The sequence below is a fragment of the Streptococcus ruminantium genome (assembly GCF_003609975.1).
Classification (GTDB): domain Bacteria; phylum Bacillota; class Bacilli; order Lactobacillales; family Streptococcaceae; genus Streptococcus; species Streptococcus ruminantium.
The window spans coordinates 862,550-875,656 of sequence record NZ_AP018400.1 but is presented as its reverse complement, the minus strand read 5'-3'; the positions used below and the strand labels follow the sequence as shown (position 1 = coordinate 875,656).

Annotated in this window: 9 protein-coding genes and 1 pseudogene; 3 read left to right on the top strand and 7 right to left on the bottom strand. The window is 38.3% G+C overall.

Features of this window, described 5'->3' with window-relative positions; translation table 11 throughout:
- Positions 1 to 576: 576 nt before the first annotated feature.
- The 4 genes and pseudogenes from SR187_RS04230 to uvrB all read right to left on the bottom strand — a co-directional run bounded on the left by SR187_RS04230 (position 577) and on the right by uvrB (position 4,617).
- The gene (locus SR187_RS04230) at positions 577 to 1,326 is read right to left on the bottom strand and encodes an ADP-ribosyltransferase (protein WP_120171615.1); all 750 of its coding nucleotides are present in this window, start codon (positions 1,324 to 1,326) and stop codon (positions 577 to 579) included.
- Positions 1,327 to 1,786: 460 nt separating this feature from the next.
- A complete protein-coding gene (locus SR187_RS09840; protein WP_145981830.1) occupies positions 1,787 to 1,978 on the bottom strand; it encodes a hypothetical protein in 192 nt (63 codons plus the stop codon).
- A 142-nt stretch (positions 1,979 to 2,120) separates the two neighbouring features.
- Positions 2,121 to 2,516, bottom strand: a pseudogene (locus SR187_RS10255) (N-acetyltransferase family protein).
- 115 nt (positions 2,517 to 2,631) lie between these two features.
- On the bottom strand, positions 2,632 to 4,617 hold the full coding sequence (gene uvrB, locus SR187_RS04220) for an excinuclease ABC subunit UvrB (RefSeq protein ID WP_120171614.1): 1,986 nt from the start codon (positions 4,615 to 4,617) through the stop codon (positions 2,632 to 2,634).
- Between the two features lie 195 nt (positions 4,618 to 4,812).
- Between uvrB and SR187_RS04215 the strand changes: the two genes are divergently transcribed.
- Positions 4,813 to 7,011, top strand: coding sequence for an ABC transporter substrate-binding protein/permease (locus SR187_RS04215; protein ID WP_120171613.1), 2,199 nt, complete (start codon positions 4,813 to 4,815; stop codon positions 7,009 to 7,011).
- Positions 7,011 to 7,751, top strand: coding sequence for an amino acid ABC transporter ATP-binding protein (locus tag SR187_RS04210; protein WP_024532886.1), 741 nt, complete (start codon positions 7,011 to 7,013; stop codon positions 7,749 to 7,751). Before SR187_RS04215 ends, SR187_RS04210 begins: the two co-directional genes overlap by 1 nt.
- 165 nt (positions 7,752 to 7,916) lie before the next feature.
- On the opposite strand, the gene SR187_RS04205 is transcribed toward SR187_RS04210, so the two are convergent.
- Positions 7,917 to 8,147 (bottom strand): GNAT family N-acetyltransferase, encoded by a 231-nt coding sequence (locus tag SR187_RS04205; protein WP_231996448.1) that lies wholly within the window; start codon positions 8,145 to 8,147, stop codon positions 7,917 to 7,919.
- Positions 8,148 to 8,503: 356 nt separating this feature from the next.
- Here SR187_RS04205 and SR187_RS04200 point away from each other — a divergent pair, with 356 nt between their 5' ends.
- Positions 8,504 to 10,045: an ATP-binding cassette domain-containing protein gene (locus SR187_RS04200; RefSeq protein ID WP_120171612.1), complete on the top strand. Its 1,542-nt coding sequence runs from the start codon at positions 8,504 to 8,506 to the stop codon at positions 10,043 to 10,045.
- Between the two features lie 1,285 nt (positions 10,046 to 11,330).
- Here the strand turns inward: SR187_RS04200 and mutY are convergent.
- Both mutY and SR187_RS04190 read right to left on the bottom strand, forming a co-directional pair.
- Entirely contained in the window at positions 11,331 to 12,482 is a 1,152-nt protein-coding gene (mutY, locus tag SR187_RS04195; protein WP_162496984.1) for an A/G-specific adenine glycosylase, read from the bottom strand.
- 237 nt (positions 12,483 to 12,719) lie between these two features.
- A complete protein-coding gene (locus SR187_RS04190) occupies positions 12,720 to 13,106 on the bottom strand; it encodes a PaaI family thioesterase (protein WP_120172468.1) in 387 nt (128 codons plus the stop codon).
- Position 13,107 lies beyond the last annotated feature (1 nt).

Sequence of the window (13,107 nt, the reverse complement as noted above, 5' to 3'; positions counted from 1 at the left end):
CTTAATTGTCAACGTTTTCACAAAGAATATTTTTAACAGAAAAAAAGAAATGAAAATAAAAAATAGACTAGTTTCTTACAAATAACAACAGACTATATATACAATATCCTTTATAAAATACACAAATACTCCAATTACAACATCTTAACTAAAAATAAGAAATGAATACTTGAATGACAAAAAACGAATGAATAGAGTGCATTAAAAAATATTTACCCCTATTCATTCGTTCTATATATGTGTTTTGTTTAATCTATCAAAAAATCATTTGCATGTTTTTTAGATTGATTTCTTTTAAACTTATTCCCTAATTCACTATTGCTATTTTTATTGTATATAATTACATTTATGCCTTTTTACAGTATCCAGAACCAATGAGCCTTAATTTAAGCTCACTTAATCGAATCTGACCTGTGAATCCAGCAACCTTCCCTCTCATTCATTACCTGAATATTTCAATATTTATGCATAAAAAATAATGCATTTATTGGAAATCCTTGCTTTTTTTCAGATAATTCTCCGCAACGATTGACTAAAATTGACTTTTTTTGACCAGCCTCCATAAGTTAGTATAACTTATAAACTCCCCTTAAAGTGAACTTCTATATTCAATCTTTTATTGTCTTCCGACAAGTAGGCTCCTATCACCTCCAATTGACCTCCTCTTGGGAAGAGAAATTCAAGCTCTGAAGGAAAATAGGAATAGGGTGCAACAAATGCTGCATAACTTCCTTGCTTAACTCTCAATCGTAGCTCTATAGGCCTGTGTGTTAGTGCTCCGTATTTTAATGCAGTAGTACTCATAAAACTATATTTTTTATATTGAGTCCCAGATTTTATTTTGCTCAATATCTCTGGATCAAACCGCTTATCCTTATAATATTGATTTAAGTCAGACTGAGTTAGTCCTAAGTCTAATAAAAAAGTTTCATACACATAGCGATAAACAATAATATCCCAAGGAATTGCCAGTTTATGGGTTGCTTGATCTAGCAAAACAACCTGTTGCTTTATTTCGGGAGATAGTTGTTCAATATCTCCTTTGACAGTTTCGATTGCTGTATTTATTGGAGTAGCTTGGTTATAGGTATAATCATGCATAATCTTTTTTTCCGCTTCTGTAAATACAATATTTTTTGTCCACCAGTTATTAACAATATAGTTAGTAATATCCGAATCATTAAACTTAAAATATGCCCTATCATTCTCAAATACTACCGAATCTGTTTCATCATAATGATCGATTGCAAATACATGATTTTGCTCAGTAAATAAGAAAAAGATGGAAAGCAGTGTAAGTATTAGTTTGTGTAATTTTTTGTTCATTTTATTGGCTAACAAAGGCCCTTTCTAATTTTTATTATTTAGATATTATGTTTTAAAATTTGTCTGCCATAACCAGACACTATTAGTATATCACTTCGATACATTTTCTTATACTGATGCCTATCGAATGTTCGTTTTTTACTGTATAATGGCTTTTTTAAAGAACTTCTATCTACATGACTAACCTTTTGGAAAAATGCTTGGATAAAATTAGGATCTGAGAACAATGATTATCCAAGGATATTGTTAGTTCCTGCAATTCTTAAAATGTTCGCTTGTCTTCCTTAAACTAAAAAAAGGCGAAAACATTCTCAAATGTTCTTGCCTCAATAACAATATTATACCTTGGTCTCCTCTTCCTCTAGATATTATGATGGTAATGTTAAATCAACTGTTCTTCCATTTTTATCCCAACAATGGTCAGTTACAAACACATTTTTAACTGACCCTAACTGTTCAACTAGCAGCCAATAACCAGAAAAGTCCGCCAATATTCACAAAAGATAGAAACATAATTCCCTCTATAAGATTTTCTACCAAATTCTGATAAAGGATGATAACTATATTTTTCTTCTAACCACTGGTTGATAGAGTTCGTATCAGCTAGAAAATAGCGATAACCGCTATCTCCTACCATCCCTCTTAAAACCACATGGTTTCTTTCTCATGGTCAAGAAAAGTTCACTTTGATGGGTCAATTCATGACCAATCATTTAGAGGAGATTATTATCCGATTCAGAGATATAGTCATGTAAGGCAAGCTTGTGATGATTTGCATCGCTAACTAAACAAAACTACTTCCTAAACACCATCCTATGTTCTACTCGATCTACTCCTAATTTCACAGTCTTGGTGACTCCATCAAAGCGAAAACCAATTTTTTCGTAAAAAGCAATGGCACGCACATTCCCCTCTAGTACCCAGAGAGCAATCTTATCAAAACTCTGCATTTTTTTTCAAATCTACTTGCATGAGCTGATAGCCAATCTTTTTCCATAATAATCAGCCAAAACGTAGAGAGCATAGAGCTCGCCTGCATTTTCTAAATCTGCCTGATTAGACACACCATAGCAAACAAATCCAATGGCCTGATTATCCACCAAAACAACTAGAGCATTTTGAGGATAGCGAGTGGCCCAGTCCCGACAGCGATCTAGTGTACGGATATTTTCAAGAAACTCCTGCGGCAATAAGCCAACATAAGTCTCCTGCTAGGCTTTCCAATGAACATAGGCTTTGCCTTCTATTTCTACTTCTGTTTCCATCTTTTTAATGCGCATTGTAAATCCCTTTCGACAGATGATATTACAGATTCTTCAGTTCAATCACCATATCCCGAATCTGTGCTGCCAATTCAAAGTCAAGAACTTCTGCCGCCTCCTGCATTTGACCTTCTAGTTTTCTGATCATAGCTTTACGTTCTTCCTTGTTGAGGGCATGGAAGTCAATGACTTCTTCCTTATCTTGTGTAACAACCTTAGTAACACTAATTAGATCACGAATTTCTTTCTTAATAGTCTGTGGTACAATACCATGCTTTTCATTATAGGCCATTTGAATCTGACGGCGCCGAGCAGTTTCATCAATAGCCTTGCGCATGGATTCTGTAATCTTATCAGCATACATGATAACATGACCTTCAGAGTTTCGTGCTGCCCGTCCAATTGTCTGGATGAGACCACGTTCGTTGCGAAGAAAACCTTCCTTGTCAGCATCTAAGATAGCGACCAGGCTGACTTCTGGTACATCAATTCCCTCACGAAGTAGGTTAATCCCAATCAAAACATCAAAAACCCCCAAGCGAAGATCACGAATAATCTCTGTCCGCTCCAATGTCTTAATATCCGAATGCATGTACTTGACCTTGACACCCATTTCTTTCAGGTAATCAGTCAGATCTTCTGCCATTTTCTTGGTAAGAGTCGTGATAAAGGTTCGCTCGCCCTTCTCCGCTCGAACAGTGATTTCCTCTAAAAGATCGTCCATCTGTCCCATGGTTGGTCGAACCTCCACCTCGGGATCCAAGAGTCCAGTCGGTCGAATGATTTGCTCGACAATAGTATCTGTCTGTTCCATCTCATAGTCACCTGGAGTTGCTGAAACATAGACAATCTGGTGGATATGACTCTCAAATTCTTCTCTGCGCAGCGGACGGTTGTCCAACGCACTCGGTAGACGAAAACCGTAGTTAACCAGCATTTCCTTACGTGAGCGGTCACCATTATACATCCCCTTAATCTGCCCCATGGTCATGTGACTCTCGTCAATCATGATAAGAAAATCCTCGGGGAAAAAGTCTAACAGCGTATACGGCGGCTCTCCTTCACTACGACCATCCATGTGACGAGAATAGTTCTCAACACCATTAGTGTAGCCCATCTCCCGCAGCATCTCAATATCATAGTCGGTACGTTGTTTCAATCGCTGAGCTTCTAAGAGTTTACCTTCTGCCTCAAAAACCTTAAGCTGTTCCTCCAGTTCCGCCTGAATCTTCGCAATAGCCATCTCCATGTGGTCATCATTCGTCACAAAGTGGGTAGCTGGAAAAATTGCCAAGTGTTCCACATCACCTAAAACTTTCCCTGTCAGGCTTTCAATCTCTCGAATGCGGTCAATTTCATCACCGAAAAATTCTACTCGAAAGGCATGTTCATCACGCGAAGCTGGAAAAACCTCCACCACATCACCTCGAACACGAAAACGTCCCCGCTGAAAGTCAATATCATTGCGCTCAAACTGAATATCCACCAGAGCATTCAAAAGCTCATCACGAGAAATCTCCTGACCTGGTCGTAGACTAACTACACTATCTGAGTATTCCTTTGGTGAGCCCAAACCATAGATGCAAGAAACTGAGGCTACTACAATCACATCATTACGTTCTAGCAAGGCTGATGTCGCTGAGTGTCTCAATTTATCAATCTCATCATTAACTGAACTATCCTTTTCGATATAGGTATCGCTAGAAGGTACATAGGCCTCGGGCTGATAATAATCGTAGTAAGAGACAAAATATTCCACCGCATTTTCAGGGAAAAATTCCTTAAACTCACTGTACAATTGACCAGCCAAGGTTTTGTTATGAGCGATAACCAAGGTTGGCTTATTGACCCTAGCAATCACCTGACTCATGGTATAGGTCTTACCTGTACCAGTCGCCCCCATGAGAATCTGAGCTTTTTCTCCCCCTTCAATATTGTCCACTAAGGTTTCAATCGCTTGAGGTTGGTCTCCTGATGGAGAATAGTTAGATACTAATTTGAATTGATTTTCATTACTTCTGTTTATCATACTTCTATTTTATCATAACTTTATTTCATGGTGAAACATTCGATTCCTCTGATAAATATTTCAAGAATATTACATTTTCTCACAATTCAATAACCTTTCATGTCACAAAATGTAACATGGTCCGATTCCTGTTTTTGCAATAATGCCCAGAATATGGTATACTGGGACAGTTATCTAAATAGAAGGAGTATGGAAATGAAGAAAAAATTATTCATGTTATTGGCAAGTATTTTGCCAGCATTCTTTATCTTTACCGGTACAAAGGCTAACGATGCAATTGATATTGTATTTGACAATGCTTATGCCCCATTCGAGTTTAAAGATTCAGATCAGGTCTATAAAGGATTGGATGTTGATATTATCAACGAAGTAGCGAGACGTTCTGGTTGGACGATTACTAAGAGTTTCCCTGGCTTCGATGCTGCAGTCAATGCAGTCCAAGCTGGTTCTGCTGATGCTCTCATGGCTGGTACAACCATTACTGAGGCACGAAAAAAAGTATTCACCTTCTCAGATCCTTACTTTGATACAAAGATTGTGGTTGCGACAACCAAGGCAAACACGATTTCATCATACAAGGATTTAAAAGGAAAAACTGTCGGTGTTAAAAATGGTACAGCTGCTCAAGCTTTCCTTGATGAAAACAAGGGTAAATATGGATATCATATCAAGACTTTTGATACAGGTGACCTGATGTACAATAGCCTTTCAACAGGCGCTGTTGATGCGGTTATGGATGATGAAGCAGTCATCAAATATGCTATCCAACAAGGACAGGATCTCAGCATTGATATTGCTGGTGAAGCTATCGGTTCATTTGGATTTTCTGTCAAAAAGGGTAGTCAATACGAATACCTTGTAAAAGACTTCAACAAGGCTCTAGCGGAAATGAAGAAAGACGGTACTTATGAAACTATCATGAACAAATGGTTAGGATCATCAACTACCACTTCAGAGACTACGGATTATTCATCTCGGCTCAATTTAACAGGAAGTGCTACAGTCAAAGCAACACCGGCTAAAGCTAGTTATACCATCGTAGCCGATTCATCATTTGCACCATTCGAGTACCAAGATAAGTCTGGCAATTATGTCGGTATTGACATGGAATTGATTAAGGCTATCGCTGAACAACAAGGTTTTACCATTTCCATTCAAAATCCTGGCTTTGATGCAGCTCTGAATGCCGTTCAAGCAGGACAAGCCGATGCTGTCATCGCTGGTATGTCTATCACCAATGCACGTAAAGAAATTTTTGATTTCTCAAATGCCTACTACACTTCCAATATCCTACTTGCTGTCAAAAACGGGAGTGAGATTGCTTCCTACAAAGACTTGAAAGGTAAGATTGTCGGCGCAAAAAATGGTACTGCCTCCTATACCTTCCTAGAAGAAAACAAATCCAAGTACGGTTATACGCTAAAAGCTTTTGATGAAGCTTCAAGCATGTATGACAGCTTAAATTCCGGATCAATTGCCGCTTTGATGGATGACGAAGCAGTTCTCCTCTACGCCATCCAACAAGGACGCGACTTTGCTACGCCAATTCCAGGTGAAAAATCTGGTGAGTACGGATTTGCGGTCAAAAAAGGGACAAATCCTGAATTGATTGAAATGTTCAACAACGGTTTAGCTGCCCTTGTAAAATCTGGCAAATACGATGAAATCTTAAACAAGTACTTCAATTCAACCAAAAAGACCGATACTTCAACCTCAACTGTTGATGAAACAACTATTTTCGGTCTGTTAAAAAATAATTACGGTCAATTGTTCTCAGGACTTGGCATTACGATTGGTCTTGCCCTTCTTTCATTTACTATCGCTATTGTTATTGGTATTATCTTTGGGATGTTTGCGGTTAGCCCAATCAAAGTACTCCGCGTCACTTCATCTATATTTGTCGATGTAGTTCGTGGTATTCCACTAATGATTGTCGCAGCCTTTATCTTCTGGGGAATTCCAAACCTGATTGAGTCCATGACAGGCCAACAAGCACCAATCAACGACTTTGTTGCTGGAACAATTGCCCTCTCGCTCAACTCAGGTGCCTATATTGCTGAAATTGTTCGCGGTGGTATCCAAGCTGTTCCAACTGGTCAAATGGAAGCCTCTCGAAGTCTGGGTATTTCCTATGGAACAACCATGCGGAAGATTATCTTGCCACAAGCAGGGAAAATCATGTTGCCAAACTTCATCAACCAATTTGTCATCACTTTAAAAGATACAACCATCATTTCTGCAATTGGTTTGGTTGAACTCTTCCAAGCAGGGAAAATCATTATCGCCCGTAACTATCAATCATTCCGTATGTATGCCATCCTTGCTATCATCTACTTGGTAGTTATCACACTCTTGACTCGCTTGGCTCGTAAACTTGAAAAAGGAGGTAAATAATGGCTCAATTAAAAATCAACGTCCACGATTTACACAAGTACTATGGTAAAAATGAAGTTCTCAAAGGAATTACTGCTAAGTTCTACGAGGGAGATGTCGTTTGTATCATCGGTCCTTCCGGTTCTGGTAAATCTACCTTCCTTCGCACAATGAACTTGCTTGAAACGATTACCAGTGGTCAAGTAACTGTTGATGGTTATGATTTAACAGATCCAAAAACAGATGTTGATGCCTTCCGCTCAAATGTCGGTATGGTATTCCAACACTTTAACCTTTTCCCGCATATGTCCGTGCTAGACAACATTACCTTTGCTCCCATTGAACACAAGTTGCTAGACAAGACTCAGGCTGAAAAGGTCGGTATGGAATTATTAGAAAAGGTTGGTTTATCAGACAAGCGCGATGCCATGCCTGATAGTCTCTCTGGCGGACAGAAACAGCGTGTAGCCATCGCTCGTGCCCTAGCTATGAATCCAGACATCATGCTCTTTGATGAACCAACTTCAGCCCTTGACCCTGAGATGGTCGGTGATGTACTGAAGGTCATGAAGGACCTCGCTGAACAAGGAATGACAATGCTGATTGTTACCCACGAAATGGGCTTTGCTCGCAAGGTTGCCAACCGTGTTATCTTTACGGATGGTGGTGAATTCCTTGAAGATGGCACTCCTGAGCAAATCTTTGATAATCCGCAACATCCTCGTCTCAAAGACTTCCTAGATAAAGTTTTGAATGTTTAAATACTTAAAATCTTGACAAACTGTCAAGGTTTTTTCGATGTACTCAGCAATTACTCACCTCTTTTTATCCATATAAATATAATTTTTCTTATCTTGGTATTTCTCTGATGGCTAATAAGAGATTTTCCCCAGCTGAATGACCAATAATCTTGATGTCTTATTGTATTACCTTCTTATAGGACCAGCCTTTTGCAGTTTTCTTACAGCTATAAAGCCACATTTTTCAAATAACTTACGAGAGCCTTCATTCCAATCGTAAATTTCTTCGACAATTATTTCTTTAAAATTCAGTTCTTTGGCCCGCTCAATCATACGCTCTAGCACCTTAAAGCCAAGTCCCTTTTTCCAATAACGCTTATCACCTATCAAAGCCCTTAAAATCGTTTTGATATTCAAAAACTATAGGCTTGACAGGTCTATTCAGACATGATATACTAAATGAAAATTGTAATTGTGGGGTAAGGAGAAATGGACAGTAACAAGTAAACCTATGCTCAATGAATATCATCTGGATATAGAAACGATGTCGAGATACCTAAAACCTAAACAGTCTGGAGATTGTTTGTTTTGGAACTGGACGAATGGTTTCCTATCATTTTGATTTTCGAGAGCATCAAACTAAGTTCTACGCTTATTTGGTGGTTTTCTTGTGTCTTTTTTCTGCACTCTCTATTCTCCGGATAGGGTCTTTTTGAGCGGATGCACATACACTACCAAATAGGTAGTGTATATTTTCTTGTAAAGGAGGCTCTATGCTGCTAACTACTCAACACCTCTCCCTTGACCATCAAAAAGATCTACGAAACTTGGTACAGGATCTAAATTTAATTGTTAATCCTGGCGATAAAGTGGCTATTATAGGAGAAGAAGGAAATGGTAAATCCAGTCTGCTACAAGCTCTAATGGACTCATCACTAGTTGCTCACTATCTACTCATGACTGGTACTATACAGAGAAATTTTCATTCCTTTATCTACATTCCTCAAAGTATTTCCAAAGAAATAGCAGAGCTAACTCTGAACGACTACTTCTTTGGGGATATGGATGCCAATTTGGATTATGGTTTACTTTATCTCTACGCTGAGCAGCTACAATTTGACAGCAACCGTTTTGCTAGTCAACAGATTATTGCTAGCCTGTCAGGGGGAGAAAAGCTAAAAATTCAATTAATTAAATCACTAGCCAGTCCTGCGGAGCTTATTTTCCTAGATGAACCATCTAACGATCTAGACTTGGATACCTTGCTTTGGCTGGAAAATTACATCATAACCAGCTCTCAGGCAATCATCTTTGTCTCTCACGATGAGGACTTTCTTGCTAAAACAGCTACAAAGGTTATCCATTTGGAATCCGTCAAGAAAAAAACGCTTGCCCAGACACAAGTTCGACAAGTTGATTATCAGAACTACAGTCGACAACGTCAGGAAGCCTATCAGAAACAAAAGCAACAGGCTCAAAATGATCGCAAGGAATTTGATAAAGTCATGGCTAAACACCTACGACAGAAATCTCAGGTTCGCGATACTCTATTAAAAACCCACGATGCGACTCTGGGGCGCTTGATTGCTAAAAAAATGAAAAATGTTCTCTCTCATGAAAAACGCTATGAGAAAATGAAAGAAAATCTGACTCAGGTTCCCTTTCACGAAGATACCATCGCTCTATTTTTCTCAGATATTTCTCCCCTTCCACCAAGAAAGCAACTCTTACAATATGAGAATTTTAAACTAGAAATAGGCGACCAGATACTAGCTAAGCAGATTCATTTTTACCTAAATGCCCAAGATAAAATCGGAATTATCGGCTCCAACGGGATAGGAAAATCAACCTTTCTCAACATTCTCTATCAGCAACTCAGCCAACGACCAGATATTATATTGGGGTATATGCCTCAACATTATGAAGATTTACTGGATGAATCTGTTTCACCTCTCACATTTCTATCACCTCAGGGTAACCGTGAACAAGAGCAAATCATTTTGACACATCTTGCCAGTCTCCAATTTACCCGTCAAGAAGTTCATCATAAAATTAGTGAATTGTCTGGTGGACAAAAAGCCAAGCTGCTGTTACTCAAAATGGTGCTTGATCGTGCAAACTTCCTCCTGCTAGATGAACCTAGTCGCAACTTCTCACCGACATCTCAACCCTATATTCGACAATTATTTACAAATTACTCTGGCGGTCTAGTCTGCGTTTCCCATGATAGACGGTTTCTAAGAGAAGTTTGTAATAAGATTTATAGATTAACAGAAAAAGGATTGGAAGAAATCGAATTAGAAAATTTGGAATGATTCTGAATACACAGATGTGAAAGGGTATATTTTAAGAGGTATAACACTCTAAATACTCCCATATACTTTATATCATGATTATCAATCATCCTCTATACCAAAAAGAAAGTTCCAGAATGTAAGCCTAATCAAGTAGCTATTCTGGAACTTTTTCAATATACTTCTTTTACTATTTATCGCAATCAATCTCCGCCACGGCTTTTCATCTGTCCGCTATCGCTTCAACAAAAGACTGATCTTGTTTAAAGGCACTTTACATCATGACTGTAAAGCAATTTAGTTAAGGTCATTTGCCATCATTTTTTGAACTGAGATAGGTATATATAAAACTCGTACTTATGGCTAAAGTGGTCCACCATTTAAAATCTAAATCTAGTAGTGAAAATATGAGAAAACTACCAAACAAAGATAATAAAATATAAATAATAATTATAAAATTTTTCTTCAAGACAATCACCACTCAAAGTTAATTCTACCATTTCCTGGATATTTATCATGGTTATCCCAATATTTAGCAATATGATAACCAGGAGAGGTTAAGTTTAAAGCATCATCCAAAACTCTGCTTTCTTTAATTTTGTCTTTGCTTGGTGTTTTCCAACTTTAGCAACCATTGCTACAAGTTCTCTAAACCGACATCAGTTAAAATACTCATTTCATCTTCTTGTGAATCAAAAACTAAGTGGGGGCTACCCAAAGGGTAGCACTTCTATGAAGTAGATACTAACACAATGTTTGTCTTTAATCTGGAAAACACAACCACCCCTTCTCATATCTAAAAACGGAAAAGTTCATTACCGTCATTCGGCGATAAGTTAATGATTAAATAATTATTCTGCTACCCTTATGTCTGTAATTGTCCTCGTACTATTTGCTTAAAGCATGGAGATTGCTTACTATAACGAAAATCACTAGAGGTCTTCATGATTTTCCGTGATTATATTCCAAAATTTTTTTCTTTAATACAGTGGTTACCAAACGATTAGTCTAGCCTACTTTTGATTGAACTGGGTAGCAAGGCTAAACAACGAATTCATGCTGCGCATTTGATAATAGGTATACAAATAGATATATAAAACAGGGGTAATGAACTTTTCCTCTATTAGCTGCCTCCCTTTTTTATTGGAGAAGGCGAGCCAGTAGTCTTCATCATTGAACGCTTTCAGACTCCTTTCTTTAGGTCAGATGGCGTTCGACATCTCAAATGACATATCTCCTTTTCAATTAGATTATACCACGTTTGTAAAACGCTTTCAAATATTTATACGCTCTAAACGCTACTTTTTTATCTTTCTTTTCCACGGAGAAAGGAATCCCACATCTTCTGCTGTGGTTTAGCAAAAGGATAAGAATGAAAATCCTCCACAGATACCCACCTAATTTCTCGATTGGTTGGGAGTTTAGCTGTCCTTGCTAGACCTTCTGTTAAATCTATCTGCCATTTGCGGTGACTAAAAACATGTTGAACGGAGTCAAATTCTTGCTCTTGCCAATCGATGGTTAGTCCATAAAGTTCCGTAAAGCTCTGCCGAATATCTGGTTGAATAGGTTCTTCTGCTATTTCAAAAAGAGATACCTGCTTGTCTACGATTGTCCCTTTTTTCAAAAGTGGAAAGGACCAAAAACCGGATAAAAGTCCTGCATCTGTGTTTTTTTCCAGCAAAAATTGATTGTCCTTATTTCTGATAAGAAATCCGTGATAGGCTACAGGCAAGGGCTTTTTCTTTGGAGCTTTGATAGGATATTTATCCATCGTTCCGTTGAGATAGGCCGCACTAAATTCCTTGACTGGGCTATCTTCTGGCCGGGGATTCACCGGGGATTCAATATCAGAACCCAAATCCATCAGAGCTTGGTTGAAATCTCCTGGTCTATCAGGATCAATCAAAAGCTCCATCATAGCTTGAAAAATCTTACGATTTGCCGGCAAACCTATATCGTAATTTACCTCAAACAGACGACTGAGAACCCGCATAACATTACCATCTACAGCAGGTTCTGGTAAATCAAAAGCAATACTTGCAATAGCCCCAGCAGTATAGGGACCGATTCCTTTTAATCTGGAAATTTCTGCATGCGTTTTTGGAAAGTGGCCACCAAAATCTGCGACCATCTGTTGAGCAGCTTTTTGCATGTTCCGAACACGTGAATAGTAGCCCAAGCCCTCCCAAAGTTTAAGTATGACTTCTTCTGGAGCAGCAGCTAGATCACTGATAGTCGGCAAATGGTAGAGAAATCGTTCATAATAGGGAATCACAGTATCTACCCTAGTCTGCTGAAGCATGACTTCTGATAGCCAAATAGCGTAAGGATCTCTTGTTCTTCGCCAAGGAAGGTCACGTTTATTCGCATCGTACCAATCCAAAAGTGCCTTGCGAAAAGCTACAATCTTCTCTTTCGGCCACATTTCTATTTCATATTTTTTCAAATCTAACATATACCTAGTATAGCATAAAGTAGATAAACTGGGGACTGCTGTAGTCTCCCAGTTTATCTTTTTGTATATAATTTATAGCAATCTATAGAAATGTCTTGCTACCGCAAGTTCTTCTTCTAAAACCTTCCACACTTTGTTTTTCAACTTAATGCTCAGCTAAAGGTAGCTTCTCAAACCATTTGTATCCTTAGAACTATGATTTGTTGCCTGATACTCAGTAACGAAGCACCTGCTAATTTATTCTACTTTCCCTGTCACAAACATGGTAAAACTCGCTGTCGCTATCAACTTTTTATCTTGATTTTGTATCGTTACTTCAACAACCTTTGTCCTGCTACCATCATGGGTACAGCGACCAGTTACTGATAGGGTATCTTCTAGCTTTGCTGCTTTCATGTAATGAATATTGGACTGAAGAGTGACTGAGTAAACTCCACCTGCAACAGTTGTCAATCCAGCTACAGAATCTGCCAAGGTAAAAAGATAACCACCGTGCGCCATACCATATGGATTCAGCGATTTTTCAGTAACTTTAGCAGTCAATAACACTTCACGTTTGTTAATCATCTCGGTCTGGTAATCATCCAGAGCTGTGATAGGGGTTAATTTCAATTTATCTATCAAG